A 16,474-nucleotide genomic window follows, 5' to 3' on the forward strand; every position below is an offset into this window, starting at 1 on the left:
TCAGTGCTCCGTTGCTTCTGGTCTTTGGCTGGGAAAGGACTCGTCCCGGGGATCCGGGCCGGTGTAGCGGTACAGCCGCGGCGGCCGGTGCCGTCCGCCCTGGAGGTAGTGCTCAGTGGGTTCAATGTGCACCGATGCCTGCAGCTGGCGGCGGAAGTTCGCTGGGTCCAGTTCGCGTCCCAGCACGGCTTCATAGACCTCACGGACCTGTGCAAGGGTGAAGGTGGAGCCGAGGAACGCATAGGCCACGGTGCCGTACTCGAGTTTGTTGCGCAGGCGCCAGAGTGCGTACTCCACGATCTGGTTGTGGTCGAAGGCCAGCGTCCCCACCTTGTCGGCCCGGAACCAGGCAACGTTTTCGTCCTGCCTGGCCAATGCGGCCTCGTCCGGCTGGACCAGCGCCCAGTAGACGATTGAAACCACCCGGGGGGACGGTGACCGGTCCGGCCCGCCGAAGGCGTAGAGCTGTTCAAGGTACCGCGGCGTCAGTGCCGTAGTTTCCCGCAGGTTCCGGGCCGCTGCGTCCTGAAGGGATTCGCTGGGCCGCAGCGGGCCGCCGGGCAGCGCCCACAGATCCAGGTAGGGCTGCCTGATGCGGCGGACCAATGGCAGCCACAGCGTCAGGGTCCCGGTAACCGGGTCCGGGCGCAGCGCGAAAATAACCGTTGAAATGGCCAGCGACGGTGGTTCCTGTTCCCGTTCCGAAACATTGGCGTATCTGGGGCTCATTCCTGTCTGCCTTCCTGGCTGAGGACCGGAGGCCGCAGCGTGAAATAGTAAGAGTCATGCTGACTCTAACTCAGGGGACAGTAAAACGGGGTCTTTGCGAGGGGTAGATTACGCGCTCTTCCCGGGCTCGGCGGTGCCCGATCCCGCCGCTGCATGGAGCAGCGGCAGCATCCGGCCTTCGAAGTGGGTATTGAGGACGATCACGGAGGATGACCTCAGAACGGCGCCGGTAGCAACCATTGAGTCAATGACACGCTGCAGGTCGGAGTTGGACCGGGCAGCCACCCGGGCGATGAGGTCACTCTCCCCGGAGACTGTGTGGGCTTCCTGGATTTCAGGGATCTCTGCGAGCGCCGCGACGACGGCGTCATGCCCCATGTCCTGCCGGATGGTCAGCGAGCAGTATGCCGTGACAACGTAGCCGAGGGCCGCGGGGTCGAGCCGGGGCCCCCACCCCGCTATGACGCCGCTGCGCTGCATCCGATCCAGTCTTGCCTGCACCGTAGCGCGGGCAACTTTGAGGGTCCGTGAGGCTTCCAGGACCGACATTCGCGGATCGTCGGTAAAGAGGGACACAATCCGGGCGTCGAGCTGATCTGTTGCCATGGCGGCCTTTCCCTGCAGGAGATCCGGGCTAATCCGGACATCCGCCCGGGACAGGGCGCACTGTGCCACCCCTGAGGGAACTTTAGCGGCACGGGAGGAAGTATCGCACCACGCCACGCACACATAAGTGCAGACCAGGGACGGGGACAGACATTTGAGTCTATAAATGGACTAGAACCACGAACCCAAAAAGTATCCGCAAAAAGGGTACAAATTATTTACACAGACACGTTATCCATGCGGCATGGGTTTTAATGCGGGCAACCGGAAATCTGGTAAGAACAGAAACCCGGCCCAATTCCGAACCTGAGACATTCGGAAACCATAAGACCGGCCCCGACGGAGTAGCCGCCCTGCCCGGCGCCGGGCCTGTGGCAGGGCGGCTGCAAACCCCTGGAACCTACTGTCCCTTGCGCTTCCGCGGTGCCGGCTCCGCGCCGGCAGACTTGGCCCGCTTTTCTGCGCGCTTCTCCTTGATGGACTTACCTGGCTTTTTGGCGTTTCCGGACAATGTGCCCTCCTTGACGTCTGGCCAGCGGCTTCCCGCGGTAGTCGGGAGCCGCATGGTTTTTTATCCACGGCGGTTTTCTGCATTTGCTGGAGAACCGTTATTCCAGACCATACCCGGAAATAAAATAAATGCCAGTCCTGGCCGAACCCTCCAGGCGCGGGCCCCTGGGCCGGCCCACGGGTATTGGCGCACCCCCGGCGGCCGGGAAGCGGGACAGCTTCTCACACACTCTTTCTGAGGGTAGTCACTTTGTATAGGTGGTTGCCGCTATCGGTGGACTATCTGCGCAGTCTGCACATGGGATATCTATCTGTTTGCACGGTGCCGTGATGCCGGTTACGTTCTCCCTATGGACCTAGACACATCGAGCATCCCTGAGCTCACAGCCGAGGAACTGCGCCAGCTGTACAAACTGCTCATCGCCACCCGCGACCTGGACGTGGCAGCGGTGGCCTGGCAGCGCCAGGGCATCCTTCCGGGCTACGCTCCGGAGCTTGGCCAGGAGGCCGCCCAGGTAGGGAGCGCCTTTGCCCTCGACACTTCACGCGACTTCGCATTCCCCACTTACCGCGAGATGGGGGTCGCCCTGTCCCTGGGCGTGGACATGGTGGAATACATGTCCACGCACAAGGCCAGCTGGCACGGGGGGCTCTACAACCCTGTCAGCACGAGGCTTGCGCCAATCCAGGCCGTGGTCGGCGGCTCTGTGCTGCACGCCGTCGGCTGGGCCCACGGCCAGCGGCTCGCCGCCGGTGCCGGCAGCGCCGAAGCCTGGCTGCCCGCCGCCATCACCTACTTCGGAGACGGCGCCAGCTCGCAGGGCGACGTGCATGAAGCCATGAACTTCGCCGGTGTGCTCAAAGCCCCGGTGGTGTTCTTCGTCCAAAACAACGGCTGGGCCATCTCCCTGCCCACTGAGGAACAGGTAGCCGGCGGCACTGTGGCAGCTCGAGCGGCGGGGTATGGAATGGCCTCGGTGACCGTGGACGGCAACGATGCCCCCGCCGTCGTGCGTGCCACCCGGGCCGCCCTTGAGCACGCCCGGGCAGGAAACGGTCCGGTGCTCATCGAAGCAATGACCTACCGCCGCGGACCACACTCAACCAGTGATGATCCGGGCCGCTACCGTACCCTCGACGAAGAGCGCCGCGACGGCGGCGAGGATCCCGTAGCCCGGCTGGCAGCCCTGCTGCTCGAAACCGGCGCAGCAGACCAGTCCTTCATCGACGACGCCGCCGCCGAAGCAAAGGCACACACCGACACCGTCCGCGAAGGCATCCAGGCACTCCAGCCGCGTCCGGGACAGGAAATGTTCGACTTCGTCTTTGCCGAACCCACGAATGCACTCAAGGCCCAGGCCCGCGCCTGGCGGGAGGAATCCGAGCATGTCTAGCCAGCTGACCGAAGGAGTACGCCCCATGGAGGCCGGCTCCGCTTCGGACACCACCGAAACCCTGTCCATGCAGGCGGCCCTGAACCGGGCCCTTTCCGAAATCCTCGCCGATGATCCGAAGGCCGTAGTGCTCGGGGAAGACGTGGGCCGGCTCGGCGGCGTGTTCCGCATAACCGACGGACTGCAGAAGCGCTTCGGTGCTGACCGGGTCTTCGACACGCCGCTGGCCGAATCCGGCATCCTGGGGATGTCCGTGGGCCTGGCGATGGCCGGATTCCGTCCTATTCCCGAGGTCCAGTTCGACGGATTCGCCTATCCCGCGGTCAATCAGATCATCACCCAGCTGGCCCGCATGAACTACCGCAGCCGCGGCACCATGCCAATGCCGGTGACCCTGCGCGTGCCCAGCTTTGGCGGAATCCGCGCGCCTGAGCATCACGGCGAATCCCTCGAGGCACTGTTCGCGCACGTTCCGGGCCTGAAGGTCGTTTCGCCGTCGAGCCCCCACCAGGCCTACCACCTGCTCAAGCACTCGGCAGCGCAGCCGGATCCCGTCATCTTCATGGAACCGAAGTCCCGCTACTGGCAGAAGGACACCGTGGATCTGGGCACCCCGGGGAACCTGCAGGGCTCACACGTGGTCCGCGAGGGCAGGCACCTGACCCTGGTTGCCTGGGGAGCGATGGTTGCACGGTGCCTGCAGGTTGCCGAGCTCGCCGCCGAGGACGGAATCGACATCGAGGTCCTGGACCTGCGCTGGCTGAAGCCGATCGACGCCGAAGGGCTGGCTGCCTCGGTCTCCAAGACCCGGCGCGCCGTCGTCGTGCATGAAGCCCCGCTGACCGCCGGGCTGGGAGCGGAAGTTGCGGCGCTCATCACGCAGCACTGTTTCGACACACTCAAGGCTCCGGTGGAGCGGGTCACCGGATTCGACGTACCGTATCCCTCGGGTGACCTGGAAGACGAATACATCCCGAACATTGACCGGATCCTCTTTGGGATCCAGCGAGTATTGGAGTACCGGCGTGGCTGAAATTTCATTCCCCCTGCCAGACCTCGGCGAAGGCCTGATCGAAGCAACTGTCCTGGAGTGGCTCGTGGCTCCCGGCGACCAGGTGGAGCGCAACCAGCCGCTGGTGGAGGTTGAAACGTCCAAGTCCGCCGTTGAACTGCCGTCTCCCCAGGCCGGCGTCGTTGCCCGCATCTACGGCGAAGCGGGCGAGAAGATCAACGTGGGCGAGCCCCTGGTGGTCTTTGAGGTTCCCGATGACACTGCGGGAATTGTCGGCACCGTCCCGCAGGAAGCGCCGGCACGCCGCCGGGTCCGGCTCTCCGCCGTCCTGGACGAGGACTAGGCGTGGGCACAGGCATCGGCACCTCCCCTGCCTTGTACACCCAAGTCCACGAGCCCGACGGCGGCACTTCCCTGCGTCCGGTGCTCGTGCTGCACGGATTTGCCTCGTCAACAGAGCTGAACTGGGAATCCACGGGCTGGATCACCGCGCTGACCGGCGCCGGACGGCGCGTCCTGACGGTGGACCTGCCTGGACACGGCCGCAGCGAGGCGCCCCGGGAACGGGAGCACTACTCCCCCAGCCGGATCCGGGCCCGGCTGCTGGAGCTGCTCGCAGAGGCAGGCGTGCGCCCGCTCACCGAAGACGACCCTTCCTCCGGAGTGGACATTGTCGGATACTCGCTGGGTTCGCGGCTCGCATGGGAACTGGGCGCAGCCGCTCCGGACCTGGTGCACCGCATGGTGCTGGGCGGACCGGGAGCCGGAGACCCGCTGGCTGACTTCGACCTGGACGGTGCCCGGCAGTTCCTGGCGGACGGGACGCCGCTGGCAGATCCCGTGAGCGCAGACCTGCTGCGCATGGCCCAGCTTGTGCCCAGCAATAACCTCGAGGCCCTTCTGACACTGGTCGAGGCGATCAAGGACGAACCCTTCCGTCCGGAATCAGCCGTCCCGTCCATGCGGGTGCTGCTGGTAGCCGGGGAACAGGATGAGCTGGCTGTCACGGCACCGGACCTTGCAGCGCTCAACGGGCAGGCCGACCTTCTCCTGCTGCCCGGCCGACGGCATGCCAACGCCGTGACGTCCCGGGCTTTCAAGAACGCTGCCATCGAGTTCCTGGACGTCCAGCCCCTCACTTAAGGTCAAGAGTTGGTTACGGCGGGTCAAATCGGAACTGGAAGGGTGTCTGCGCAGGATAGGATCGAATAGTCAGTACACTGAAACTGAATTACTAAGTGTGCTTTCGATTTATCCTCGACCATTTAGTGCAGCATCCATCCATGTTCCATCCCCGCAGTTTCAACATTAAGTGAGGACGCCCGTGGACCTTTTCCTGGGGCAGCGTTACCGCACCACCGACCTGATCGGCACCGGTGGCGCTGCTTCCGTGCACCGGGCGATGGATGAGAACCTGGGCCGCGAAGTTGCCGTCAAGGTCTTCCGCCCCACCGTGCAGGAGGATGACGACTACCGCCGCCAGCACACCGAGACCCTCCTCCTGGCAACCCTGAACCATCCCGGACTCGTGACCCTGCTGGACGCAGGCCTGCACGAGGAGGAAGACGGCCAGGTGCTGAATTACCTCGTCATGGAACTGGTGGACGGTCCGGACCTGCGCCGTACCCTCAAGGCCGGACCGCTGCCGGCTGTATCAGTGGCCTCCCTGGGAGCGGACCTGGCTGACGCACTGGCCTACGTGCACTCGAAAGGCGTGATCCACCGGGACGTAAAGCCGGCGAACATCCTGCTCTTCCCCCAGGAACACGATTCACGCCTCTATCCCAAGCTCACCGACTTCGGTATCGCGCGGCTCGTCGAGGCTACGGTCGCTACGGCGCACGGCGCCACCATCGGCACCGCCAACTACCTCAGTCCGGAACAGGCGCAGGGCGGAACGGTGGCCCCGTCCACCGATATCTACTCTCTGGGGCTGGTGCTGCTTGAGTCGCTGACCGGCGAAAAGGCCTTCCCGGGCCCGATTGTCGAAGCCGCGGTTGCTCGGCTGCTCCGCGATCCCGAAATCCCCGACTCCCTCGGTCCGGATTGGGTGGACCTGCTCCGTGCCATGACCAACCGGCTCCCGGATGCCCGGCCGGCCGCGCACGAGGCAGCTTCGGCGCTTCGCGCCCTCGCTGTAGAGCCGGAGACGGCCATCCCGCATGCTGACGACGAAGAGCCGGACGCCGAAGAAGTCTGCACGGGCGGAGTGACAACGGGAAACATCTACATCCCGCTGCCACCCACGCACGCCCCGAGCCTGGGCTAGGCCTTCCGGCCCGGCCCTGGCGGGTCAGGAATCGGCGTCGGCGTCCTCTTCAGGTTCGAAGTTGGATGCTTCCTCCGTGCTGGACGCGGCTACCCCGTCACCTGAATCGGGGATGGTGCCTTCCGGGCCCGCTCCGCCGTTCTTGTCCTGCTCTTCGGGTGTTCCCTTGCCTGCATCAGCCATGGTGTTCCTCTCCTGAAGTGACCTGCGAGCCAAACCGGCAGGCAGGTGCCTGGCTTTTGATACTAGGCCACCCGCCGCACACAGCACAGGGCCGGTGGTTTCCTCCCCCCAAGGAAGAAACCACCGGCCCTGTGCTGCAGCCGTCCTGGCTGCGGGCTACGAACCGTCCCCGGAGCCGCCGCCGTCAGCCAGCACCCCGTGGGTAGCCGCCGAGACGTGCGGGACTGTGGTCCGTGGCGCGGCCGACGCCGCGGGAGCAGCCTGGCCCTTGTTCTGCTTGGCAATCTGGATCTGCTCGTACACGTGGTTGCGGAGCTCCACGAAGCGCGGAAGCGACCGGGTGGTGAGCTGGTCGCGCTTCTCCGGAAGGTCGATCACGATGTCTTCCTGCACCACCGTGGGCGAGCTGGACAGAACCACGACCCGTTCCCCGAGATAGACGGACTCGTCAATGTCGTGCGTGACGAACAGAATCGTGACGCCGAGCTTCTCCCAGACACTGCGCACCAGGTCCTCAAGATCGGCACGCGTCTGGGCGTCGACGGCGGCAAACGGCTCGTCCATCAGCAGCACCTTGGGCTGGTACGCCACGGCGCGGGCGATGGCCACACGCTGCTGCATGCCGCCGGAGAGCTGCCACGGGTAGCTGGTGGGCACGTGCGCCAGGCCAACGGCCTCCAGGGCATCGTCCACCAGCTGGTTGCGCTCGGCCTTGGCGATCCCCGCGTTCTTGAGCGGGAGCTCCACGTTGCCGCGGACCGTCATCCAGGGGAAGAGGCTCCGCCCGTATTCCTGGAACACCACTGCCATGTCCTTGGGCGGTTCGGTGACTTTCTTTCCCGCCAGGACCACCTCACCGGAGGTAGGGGCCATGAGGCCGGCGATGATCTTCAGCAGGGTGGTCTTGCCGCTGCCCGAAGGGCCAACCAGGCAGACGAGCTCACCCGGGCGAAGGTCGAAGGTCAGGTTGCGGACAGCTTCGATCTCCCCCGCGTCGACCTTGTAGATCTTCTGGACGCCCCGGACCGACAGCAGCGGCTGGACGGAGCCTTCCGTGGGATTACTCTGCATGTTCTACCTCTCTCAAACCGTGGTACCAGCCGAGGATGCGGCGTTCGGACCACTGGAACAAAAATGACATGGCCACGCCGATCAGGCCAAGGACCACAATGCCGCTCCACATTTCGGGGATAGCGAAGGACCGCTGGAACTGGACGATGGTGAAGCCCAGGCCCTCGGAGGACGCAAACATCTCCGAGATGACCATGAGGATCAGGCCGATTGACAGGCACTGGCGGACGCCGGCCATGATCTGCGGGCTGGCACTGGGAAGCACCAGGTAACGCAGCCGGGCAAACCCGCTGATGCGGAAGGTGCGGGCGGAATCGCTGAGCACGCCGTCGACGGCGCGGACGCCCTCAATGGTGTTCAGAAGGACCGGCCAGATGCAGCCGGAGACAATGACCGCGATCTTCATCTGGTCATTGATGCCGATCAGCAGCATCAGCACCGGGATGAGCACTGGCGGAGGGATTGCCCGGAAGAATTCGAGCACCGGTTCCAGCAGGCTGCGCAGCCAGCGGTTGGTGCCCACGAGGATGCCCAGGGCGGTGCCGAGCACAATGGCCAGCGCAATGCCCGCTACCAGGCGAATGAGGCTCGGCAGCACGTCCGCCATGAAGCGGTCCCAGGTCCACACCGTCACGAACTTCTCAACCAGGGTGCCCGGTTTCGGGACGAAGAAGTTTGTGCTGCCCTGGGTGCTGAACCACCAGATGAAGATCAGCAGCGCCGGCAGGCCTACAAGGTAGCCCGCTTTCTTGAGCGTGTTCATACCACTACCTCCCCGCGGACCGAGCTGTGCCAGGACAACGTGCGGCGTTCAACCACGCGCATGCCCATGTTGATCAGGATGCCCAGCACACCGGTGGTCAGCACCAGCGCGTACATCTGGGCAATTGCGCCGCCGGACTGTGCGTTGGCAATCTCCTTGCCCAGTCCGGGCGAACCGATGATCAGGCTCGCCGTGATAGCCAGGATCAGGGCAACGGCAGCGGCAAGCCGGACGCCGGTCATCAGGTACGGAAGGGTGGTGGGCCACACGACGTAGCGGATCCTTGCCATGCGGCCCAGGCCGAAACTCTTGGCCGTGTTGTTGGCCACCGGGTCCACATCCGCTACCCCGTACAGGACCTGGATCAGGACCTGCCAGAAGGATGCGTACACCACCAGCAGCAGCGTCGATTCGATGCGGAAGCCGAACAGAAGGACGGCCAGCGGAATCAGGGCCACCGACGGGATGGGGCGGAGGAATTCGATGGTGGAGTTGGTTGCCTTGCGGAGGAAGTTGCTGGAACCGATCACCAGGCCCAGGACCACCGCAGCAACGGTGGCAATCAGCAGCCCAAGGAACCAGCCCGTCATGGTGTCAACCACGGCGGCCCAGAACGCACCAAGGCCGAGGTTGTTGATGAAGACTCCCAGCACCTCACTGGCCGGAGGCAGGAATCGGGGGTTGACCACTCCAAGCCGGGGAATCAGTTCCCAGGTCAGCAGGAACCCGAGGATTCCGGCCAGCCCCAGCAACGGCCCCGTGGGGAGACGTTTTGCGGATTTCATATGCTCTCGTTCTTCTCGAACCGGGCGGAGGGGGCTCGCTGCTAGTCCTGTGCCGGCAGCATGGCGTCCAGGTCCGGTGCCTTGGACAGCGTGCCGTAGCTGGCTGCTGCTTCTCCGAGAATCGTCAGGCCTTCTCGGTCGAAGTCTGCGTGGAAGGCAGGCAGGACCATCTTGGCGCGCATTTCTTCGTCGATCTTGGTGTAGGTCCCTACGATTTCCCGGACCGCGTCAGGGTTTTCCTGTGCGTACTCCAGCGACTTCTTCATGGCGCGGGTGAACTTTTCGACAGTCTCCGGATTCTCCTGGATGTACGCGGAGGTGGTGAAGTAGCCGCTGATGTCCAGGCTCGGGTGCGTTTCCGCGAAGTTGTAGGCAATGACCCGGGCGCCATTCTCGACGGTCTGGGTCAGGAAGGGATCCAGGATCCAGGCGGCGTCAACCTGGCCGGACTCAATGGCGGCGGGCGCGTCGGGGAAAGCCACCTCGACGAACTTGATGCTTTCCTGGTCCCCGCCCGCGTTCTCCACGAGCTTCCGGATGGTGGTATCACCGATGTTTGAAAGGTTATTGACGGAAACCGTCTTGCCGGCCAGGTCTGCCGCAGTTTGGATATCCGATCCGGCGGGGACGACGACGGCCCCGAAGTCCGAAGAAGTGTCCCCGGTGGTCGAATTACCGTTCGAGACCAGCTCGATGTCCAGACCCTTGTCATTGGCGACCATGACGGAAACGACGTTGCCAAAGGCAAAGTCGAAGTCTCCGCTCACCACGCCCGGCACGGCAGCCGCCCCGCCGGTGGTGGTCTGGATATCCAGGTCCAGGCCTTCGGCCTCAAAGAATCCCTGCTCCTTGCCCAGCCAAATAGGGGCGGTATCCACGATTGGCATAATTCCCACCGAGAGGGTGGTGAGACCGGAGGCGCCTCCTGCATCGGACGTGCTTTCGTCTCCGGAAAGGGATCCGCCTCCACAGGCACTGAGGGTCAAAGCGGCCGCTGCGGTCAGGAGGACGGGGGCATTGCGTTTCACTTAAAGCGCTCCTTGTACGGTGGAACCCCGCGAAGACGGCCGCAGGGCGAAAACCCCGGTTCAACTGCCATCCCTCAAACCCGTGGTATTACTGAGTTGTTCGCATGTTGAACAAAGGTTCTACAGGTAAACGCTATGAAATGCGTCACCCTCCGTCAAGGAATTTATGTGATTGGAAACACAATCGAGACCGGCCGCGTAATGTTACCCGGGCGGTGCCTGCAGAGCCGTTCTTCCTGCCCGCACCGGGCTATGCTGTTTGGTTCCTTGCCCGCCTGACGGCCAGGGCAGAAGCCAGACCCAGGATGAGCAGCGATGCCGCTGCACCTGCAGTGACCAGAAACGCTGCCGGATGGCCGAAGGCTTCTGCCAGCGGTCCGGCCAGCCCCGAACCCACTGCGGTGCCGGCAACCGTGCCGCTGGCCAGCAGCGTCATGAAGGTGCCCATCAAATGACGTGGTGCCAGCTCCGCTCCGATGCCGAAGATGCTGACCATGGTGGGGCCCACGGGGATGCCCAGGATGAACAGGACGGCAAGCATTCCGGGGATGCCCGAGGGCACCAGCAGGAGCAGCGCCGCAGCGGTCATGGCTGCTGCCGCTACCACCCAGCGGGCGGACTGGCTGAACCGCTGGGGCCAGAACGCCACGGACAGTGCAGCCGCGGCAGAGCTGATCCCCATGATCGAGTAGAGAAGGCCTGCGGCGTCCGCGGCGCCAAACGTTCCGCCAAAGGCAGCCAGTGAAGCCTGGGCTGACCCGAAGAAGGTGCCCATGGCCACCATGCCCAGGATCGGCAGCATCAGCAGGCCCCAGGAGGTGCTGCCGCGGGCGGCCCGGCCCCTCGGTACCGGTGTCTTCTCCCTGATGCGCCGGGGGGCGGGGACAACGACGGCTGCCGAGCGGTGGAAGGCGAACGCACTTACCATCGAGGCGGAAAGCACAGCTGCCAGCGCGAGGGGAAGCCAGGGGGCAACTGCGGCGGCCAGCAGGCCAACGAGTGCAGGGCCAAGCACGAAGCTGAGTTCATCAGCCATGCTCTCGTAGGACAGGGCAGTGCCCATTTCCCGTCCGGTCCGGTCCCGGGAGGTGAGCGCCATCCAGCGGACCCTTGCCAGCGGTCCCACCTGCGGACCGGTAGCTCCCATGCCGAACGCCGCGGCGAGGACGGCAGCAAACGGGCCGCCGTCGGGAAGCTGCAGGGCAGCCAGTATCACGGCAGTGATGAGCAGCGGATTGGCGACGGCGGCAGCCAGCAGCACCTTGCGCTGGCCAATGCGGTCCGCGAGGTAGCCAAGGGCCGGACCGCCGAGGGCGGATCCAACTCCAACGGCCCCTGCGGTGAAACCGCCCTGGGCATAGGATCCGGAAATGCTGGTGACCAAAGTCAGGCCGCCGATGGTGATCATCGCCAGCGGAAGGCGGGCCAGGAAGGCAATGGAGAAGAACGCGGGCCCGGCCAGTTCCAGAATGCGGGCGTAACGCCCCTTGGCCGGCACATCAGCGGCCGCGGATGGCGGGGTGTCGGCGCCGGAGTGCTGATCAGACGTAAAGGGTTTCATGCGGTACTCAGTTCAGGCAAAAAGCGCGCATCGTCCCTCCTCCCGATGCGCCCGACCCGGATACATGCCGATCCTACCCCGCCAAGCATGCGTGTGTGGTGCCTGCTCGCTCCTGGCGTACAGCCCGGGGCGTGCACCACGCTGGACATATCCGTACGTCTCGTCGGCGGCGTGAGCCCCGGGCGTTAGACGGGCAGTGCATCCACCGTCCGGTAGCTCACGGTTGATCCGTTGCGGCCGCGGGTGATCTGCAGCTGTGCGCTGATCCGCTGCTTCATTTCGCTGACGTGGCTCACCAGACCAACCATGCGTCCGCCGTCGCGCAGCCCTTCGAGTGCGTCCATCACCTGTTCCAGTGCCTCCTCGTCGAGGCTGCCGAATCCCTCGTCAACGAAGAGGGTTTCCATGCTCGTCCCGCCCGATTCCTGCTGGACGACGTCCGCCAGGCCCAGCGCAAGGGCCAGGGAGGCCATAAAGGACTCGCCGCCGGATAGGGTCGACGTGTCCCTGCGCACGCCCGTCCAGTCGTCGATGACATGCAGGCCGAGTCCTGCCTTCCGGTTTCCGGATTTCGAGTCGTCATGCACCAGCGAATACCGTCCCCCGGTCATCGCCGCGAGCCGCTCCGTGGCGGCGGCGGCCACCTGCTCCAGACGGGCCGCGAGGACGTAGGTGCTCAACGCCATCCGGTAGTTGTTTTCCCCGTTGCCGCGCGCGGTATCGCTCAGGGAAGCGAGGAGGCTGCAGCGCCGCTGAAGCGGCTCCATTTCTGCCTCGGCCTCGGCCAGCCGGGCGGCGAGGTCATCGAGGGTCCCTGCCGAACCTTCGAGCAGCCCGATCTGCACTGCTCCGTCTGACACTGCCTGGCGGGCCGCGTCAGCAGCTTCGGCTGCCTCGGCGACGTCTTCTTCGTCGGGCATGGGTTCGGGAACGCCGTCACTGTCCAGCTGTGCCAGCGCATCCTCATCTTCGCGGCGCATGGCCAGGCGTGCAGCCTGTGCGTCGAGGGTATCGAATTCGGCGCGCAGTTCTTCGGCCTCGGCCACCGGCAGCAGCGCGGCACGGACTGCGCCCGCATCCGGGAAACCGGTTCCGGCAAGCGCATCCTGCAGCGCGCGGACGGCTTCGGCCTGGAAGACGCCGGCCTGCCCGGCGGCCTGGAGGGCAGTCCTGGCTGCGGCGGTGAGACGGCGGACGTTCTCCAGCTGCCTGAGCCGGGCAGAGAGTGCTTCCTGGTCTGACAGGTCCCCCGAACCCCGCCGGCCCAATTCGGCAGTTTCTTCCTCGGCGGCGTCGGCGCGTGCTTGTGCCTGGGCTGCTTCCTGGAGCAGGCCGGACAGGGTCTTCTCCAGCCGGCTGAGTTCGGTTTCGATTCCCTGAAGCCGCTTTTCGGCCTCGCTGAGCCCGGCCGCCGCATCCTCCGCCGCGCGGAGCTCTTCCTCTGCCCGCTCACGTGCCGTCCGCGCTTCGTCCGGATCGGATTCCCCGCCCTGGGCACGCAGGGCTGCTACGGCCGATGCATCTGCCTCGGCCGCGGCACGTGCCTCCTCCCAATCCTTCTCTGCGGCGCTGCTGGCCACCCGGGCTGCTGCCTCTTCCTCGCGGGAGACGAACTGCCCGCCCTCCGGCGGCGGCGCCGGCGCAGGGTGGGTGGCACTTCCGCATACGGGACAATCCCGTCCGGGTTCGAGGGACGCTGCCAGCTCCGCGGCTGCCTGGTCCAGCCGCAGCTGGAGCAGGTCCTGCCATCTCCCCCGCGCATCCTGGTACTCCTGGCGGGCCTCGGCCGCGCGCTCCGCTGATTCTAGGGCAGCGGTGTTGGCGGCCTTGAAGTTCCGGATCACCTCCAGCGTGCCGTCCGCATCCTGGATCCGTCGCCGGGCTGCCTCGGCCTGCGCGGCACCGGAGCGCAGTCCGGACAACGCCGACCGCAGGGACGTTTGTTCCTCCCGCAGCGCCGCAGCGGTGTCTTCCGCTTCTGCGGCTTCTGCACGGAGCTGGGTTTCCCGTGCTGCTTCCCGGGTTTTCAGCGCGGCGAGTTCCGCAGTCCGCTGAGCATCGGCCAGCGCGTTCTCCGCAGCGGAGAGTTCCTTGGCGGTGCGCTCCTCCAGTTCGGTTAAGGCCTCTGCGTCCGGCAGCTGCGGTCCCGGTGCCGGCAGGGCGGCAGCGGATTCCGGGATGAGCTCCCCCAGGCCCGCCGGAGCCGCGGCGGCCGCCAGGGCAGCGAGGGCACTCTGGCCTGCGGCTTCCGCGCGCCGGAGTCCCTGGTCCGCGGAGCCGAGGGCGTCCAGGTAGCCTTTGAGGCTTTCCGCCCGCAAGTGGGACTCTAGCTGGGCCCGTCTGGGGACGCTGGCGGCCTGGCGCGCCGCGTGTTCGCGTTCTTCGGCCTCGAGCTGAAGCCTGGCCAGTCCGCGCGCACGGCGCGCTTCAAGCCTGTGCAGGAGGTCCTCGGCTGCTTTGGAGCCGGAGATCTTCCCGGCCTGGTCAACCCGGAGGGAGGAAAGCCGGCCAGTCACTGCCGCGCGTACGGCACTGATCCATCCTGAGCCCGCTTGCGCAGGGTCCGGCTCCGCGGTGCCAGGTTCTGCCGGGACGGCGGAGCCATCTTCCTGGCTCCCCAGCAGACGGGCGCAGCGTTCAGCCTCGCTCTGTGCCTGGGCGCGCAGGAGATCGGCGTCGGCCTGCGACTTGGACAGCTCTGCCTTCGCGGCGTCAGCCTCGGACTTGAGCTGCTGCTCGATCTCCTCATAGCGCCGGGTCCCGAATAGCCTCTGCAGCAGCTCCGCACGGGAGGTCGCGTCGGCGCGCAGGAACGCTGCGAAGTCCCCCTGCGGGAGCATGACCACACGGGTGAACTGCTCGCGGCTCATGCCCAGCAGGTCCTGAATCTCAGTGGCGGCCTCATCATTGCGGGCGGTTTTCTGCACCCATTCCCCGTGGACCAGTTCGCTGAGCAGGGTGCGGGCTTGTTCGGTGACTGTTCCGGTAGCGCTGCCGACCCGCTTAGCCGGACGCTCCCACTGGGGGCTGCGGATCACTTTGAACCTCCGGTCCCCGGCACTGAAATCCAGGAGGACTTCAGGTGCGACGCCGGGGGCGGCGTGGTCGCTGCGGAGTTTCCGTGCCTCCTGGCGCGCACCCGGAACCGCTCCGTAGAGGGCGAAGCAGACGGCGTCCAGCACACTCGTCTTGCCTGCGCCGGTGGGCCCGTTCAGCAGGAAGAGTCCCTGCGTGCCGAGTTCGTCGAAGTTGATTTCCTGGCGGCTGGCGAATGGGCCGAAAGCCTGCATTTCAAGCCGGTGGATCCTCATTTGGATGCCTCCGCTGCGTTGACTTTCTGCAGTACCTCTGTGAACACAGCCTTCTCTTCGGCTGAGGCTTCCCGTGAGCGCACGTGGTCCAGGAACCCGCAGCAGACATCAAGGTCATCCGTTGCCCGGGCCAGCCTCCGGCTATAGCTCTCGTTGCTGCCCCGCGGACCGGAGGCGGGTTCGAAGGAGAGCACGAGGGTGTCAGGGAACCGCGTGCGGATCTGCTCCATGGCCTTGGCCGGGCGCTGGTCATCGGTCAGGGTGACCTGGCACCAGGCGTCCTCGGCATGGGCATGTGCCGGGTCTTCAAGCAGTTCCTGGAGCGTTCCCCGGAGTACGGCCAGCCGTTTCGGCGCCTTCCACGGAACGGGTGTGACCTGCGTCAGTCCTGCCGCATCAGTATCCACGAGCAGTCCCCCCTTTGCCTGGCGCGCTTCGGAGAAGGAGTACGGCAGCGGGGATCCGCTGTACCAGACATTCGGGGCCAGCTCCTGCCGCCCGTGCAGGTGGCCCAGCGCGGTGTAGGTGAAGGAGCTGAACAGGTCCAGGGGTACGGCTCCCACACCGCCGACGGACAGGTCCCGCTCGCTGTCCGAGGTGATGCCGCCTGAGGCGAAGGTGTGTGCCATGACGAGCGGCAGGACCGGCTCTCCGGCTTCCCGCCGCTCCTGGACGTCCATCCGGATCCTGCGAACAGCCTCGCCAAGCACACCGGCATGGCTGGGCGGCACATCGGTGCCAAGTTCAGGGGCTGCGAGCCGCGGTTCAAGATAGGGGATGCCGTACACCGCCACTGTGGCCGTGCCTTCACGCAGCAGCACCGGGGAGGTGATTGCGTCGATGCCCGTCCTGAGGTGCACTCCGCCCTGCTCGAAGATGCGGCCGCCGAAGCCCAGGCGGGCAGCGGAATCGTGGTTGCCGCTGGTGAGGATTACCTTTGCCCCGGTCGCGGTGATGCCTGCAAGCGCTTCATCGAGCAGCCGCACAACGTCCACTCCGGGGAGGGCACGGTCATAGACGTCCCCGGAGATCAGGACCGCATCAACATGCTCGCTGCGGACGGTTTCCAGGAGCTGGTCAATGAAGGCGTGCTGCGCCTGGAGCATCCCCACGCCGTGGAATGAACGGCCCAGGTGCCAGTCGGAAGTGTGCAGGAATCGCATACCCATAAAACTACCGCCCGCCGGTGACACAGCAGATTCGCGGGCACTGACCGGCCGGATCTGCTGTGCCGCCTGCGGGCGGCAATACG

15 protein-coding genes are annotated in these 16,474 nt (G+C 65.6%); 5 read left to right on the forward strand and 10 right to left on the reverse strand.

The window, feature by feature from the left end; genetic code table 11:
• Together ACSLGO_RS16150 and ACSLGO_RS16155 are read right to left on the reverse strand one after the other, a co-directional pair.
• Entirely contained in the window at positions 1 to 729 is a 729-nt protein-coding gene (locus tag ACSLGO_RS16150) for an NUDIX hydrolase (protein WP_325787118.1), read from the reverse strand.
• Between the two features lie 108 nt (positions 730 to 837).
• Positions 838 to 1,335 (reverse strand): Lrp/AsnC family transcriptional regulator, encoded by a 498-nt coding sequence (locus tag ACSLGO_RS16155; RefSeq protein WP_263127123.1) that lies wholly within the window; start codon positions 1,333 to 1,335, stop codon positions 838 to 840.
• Between the two features lie 860 nt (positions 1,336 to 2,195).
• Between ACSLGO_RS16155 and ACSLGO_RS16160 the strand changes: the two genes are divergently transcribed.
• From ACSLGO_RS16160 to ACSLGO_RS16180, 5 genes are all read left to right on the forward strand, one after another.
• Positions 2,196 to 3,239: a thiamine pyrophosphate-dependent enzyme gene (locus tag ACSLGO_RS16160; RefSeq protein WP_436401486.1), complete on the forward strand. Its 1,044-nt coding sequence runs from the start codon at positions 2,196 to 2,198 to the stop codon at positions 3,237 to 3,239.
• On the forward strand, positions 3,232 to 4,272 hold the full coding sequence (locus ACSLGO_RS16165; protein ID WP_263127126.1) for an alpha-ketoacid dehydrogenase subunit beta: 1,041 nt from the start codon (positions 3,232 to 3,234) through the stop codon (positions 4,270 to 4,272). Before ACSLGO_RS16160 ends, ACSLGO_RS16165 begins: the two co-directional genes overlap by 8 nt.
• Positions 4,265 to 4,594 (forward strand): biotin/lipoyl-containing protein, encoded by a 330-nt coding sequence (locus tag ACSLGO_RS16170; RefSeq protein WP_091603573.1) that lies wholly within the window; start codon positions 4,265 to 4,267, stop codon positions 4,592 to 4,594. Before ACSLGO_RS16165 ends, ACSLGO_RS16170 begins: the two co-directional genes overlap by 8 nt.
• Positions 4,595 to 4,596: 2 nt before the next feature.
• Positions 4,597 to 5,394 carry an alpha/beta fold hydrolase gene (locus ACSLGO_RS16175; protein ID WP_436401487.1) on the forward strand — a complete coding sequence of 266 codons (798 nt, stop codon included), beginning with the start codon at positions 4,597 to 4,599 and terminating at the stop codon, positions 5,392 to 5,394.
• A gap of 181 nt (positions 5,395 to 5,575) precedes the next feature.
• The gene (locus tag ACSLGO_RS16180; protein WP_325787120.1) at positions 5,576 to 6,520 is read left to right on the forward strand and encodes a serine/threonine-protein kinase; all 945 of its coding nucleotides are present in this window, start codon (positions 5,576 to 5,578) and stop codon (positions 6,518 to 6,520) included.
• A gap of 24 nt (positions 6,521 to 6,544) precedes the next feature.
• On the opposite strand, the gene ACSLGO_RS16185 is transcribed toward ACSLGO_RS16180, so the two are convergent.
• The 8 genes from ACSLGO_RS16185 to ACSLGO_RS16220 form a co-directional block, all read right to left on the reverse strand.
• The gene (locus ACSLGO_RS16185) at positions 6,545 to 6,703 is read right to left on the reverse strand and encodes a hypothetical protein (RefSeq protein WP_193313159.1); all 159 of its coding nucleotides are present in this window, start codon (positions 6,701 to 6,703) and stop codon (positions 6,545 to 6,547) included.
• A gap of 156 nt (positions 6,704 to 6,859) precedes the next feature.
• A complete protein-coding gene (locus ACSLGO_RS16190; protein ID WP_091603564.1) occupies positions 6,860 to 7,774 on the reverse strand; it encodes an ABC transporter ATP-binding protein in 915 nt (304 codons plus the stop codon).
• Complete coding sequence (locus ACSLGO_RS16195; RefSeq protein WP_091603561.1) at positions 7,764 to 8,537, reverse strand: ABC transporter permease; 774 nt, start codon at positions 8,535 to 8,537, stop codon at positions 7,764 to 7,766. The genes ACSLGO_RS16190 and ACSLGO_RS16195 overlap by 11 nt, the downstream gene beginning before the upstream one ends.
• Positions 8,534 to 9,322, reverse strand: coding sequence for an ABC transporter permease (locus ACSLGO_RS16200; protein ID WP_091603557.1), 789 nt, complete (start codon positions 9,320 to 9,322; stop codon positions 8,534 to 8,536). Before ACSLGO_RS16200 ends, ACSLGO_RS16195 begins: the two co-directional genes overlap by 4 nt.
• Before the next feature lie 41 nt (positions 9,323 to 9,363).
• Positions 9,364 to 10,350: an ABC transporter substrate-binding protein gene (locus ACSLGO_RS16205; protein WP_436401488.1), complete on the reverse strand. Its 987-nt coding sequence runs from the start codon at positions 10,348 to 10,350 to the stop codon at positions 9,364 to 9,366.
• Between the two features lie 250 nt (positions 10,351 to 10,600).
• Complete coding sequence (locus tag ACSLGO_RS16210) at positions 10,601 to 11,911, reverse strand: MFS transporter (RefSeq protein ID WP_226802274.1); 1,311 nt, start codon at positions 11,909 to 11,911, stop codon at positions 10,601 to 10,603.
• A gap of 185 nt (positions 11,912 to 12,096) precedes the next feature.
• Positions 12,097 to 15,222: an AAA family ATPase gene (locus ACSLGO_RS16215; protein ID WP_436401489.1), complete on the reverse strand. Its 3,126-nt coding sequence runs from the start codon at positions 15,220 to 15,222 to the stop codon at positions 12,097 to 12,099.
• A complete protein-coding gene (locus tag ACSLGO_RS16220) occupies positions 15,219 to 16,385 on the reverse strand; it encodes an exonuclease SbcCD subunit D (RefSeq protein ID WP_436401490.1) in 1,167 nt (388 codons plus the stop codon). Before ACSLGO_RS16220 ends, ACSLGO_RS16215 begins: the two co-directional genes overlap by 4 nt.
• Between the last annotated feature and the right edge of the window lie 89 nt (positions 16,386 to 16,474).

This window comes from Arthrobacter sp. IK3, assembly GCF_051337705.1.
Lineage (GTDB): Bacteria > Actinomycetota > Actinomycetes > Actinomycetales > Micrococcaceae > Arthrobacter_B > Arthrobacter_B koreensis.

Bases quoted from the DNA above. Each gene is read 5' to 3' on its own strand.
- ACSLGO_RS16150 (WP_325787118.1), bottom strand. From the start codon at position 729: ATGAGCCCCAGATACGCCAATGTTTCGGAACGGGAACAGGAACCACCG.
- ACSLGO_RS16155 (WP_263127123.1), bottom strand. From the start codon at position 1,335: ATGGCAACAGATCAGCTCGACGCCCGGATTGTGTCCCTCTTTACCGAC.
- ACSLGO_RS16160 (WP_436401486.1), top strand. From the start codon at position 2,196: ATGGACCTAGACACATCGAGCATCCCTGAGCTCACAGCCGAGGAACTG.
- ACSLGO_RS16165 (WP_263127126.1), top strand. From the start codon at position 3,232: ATGTCTAGCCAGCTGACCGAAGGAGTACGCCCCATGGAGGCCGGCTCC.
- ACSLGO_RS16185 (WP_193313159.1), bottom strand. From the start codon at position 6,703: ATGGCTGATGCAGGCAAGGGAACACCCGAAGAGCAGGACAAGAACGGC.
- ACSLGO_RS16190 (WP_091603564.1), bottom strand. From the start codon at position 7,774: ATGCAGAGTAATCCCACGGAAGGCTCCGTCCAGCCGCTGCTGTCGGTC.
- ACSLGO_RS16195 (WP_091603561.1), bottom strand. From the start codon at position 8,537: ATGAACACGCTCAAGAAAGCGGGCTACCTTGTAGGCCTGCCGGCGCTG.
- ACSLGO_RS16200 (WP_091603557.1), bottom strand. From the start codon at position 9,322: ATGAAATCCGCAAAACGTCTCCCCACGGGGCCGTTGCTGGGGCTGGCC.
- ACSLGO_RS16210 (WP_226802274.1), bottom strand. From the start codon at position 11,911: ATGAAACCCTTTACGTCTGATCAGCACTCCGGCGCCGACACCCCGCCA.
- ACSLGO_RS16215 (WP_436401489.1), bottom strand. From the start codon at position 15,222: ATGAGGATCCACCGGCTTGAAATGCAGGCTTTCGGCCCATTCGCCAGC.
- ACSLGO_RS16220 (WP_436401490.1), bottom strand. From the start codon at position 16,385: ATGCGATTCCTGCACACTTCCGACTGGCACCTGGGCCGTTCATTCCAC.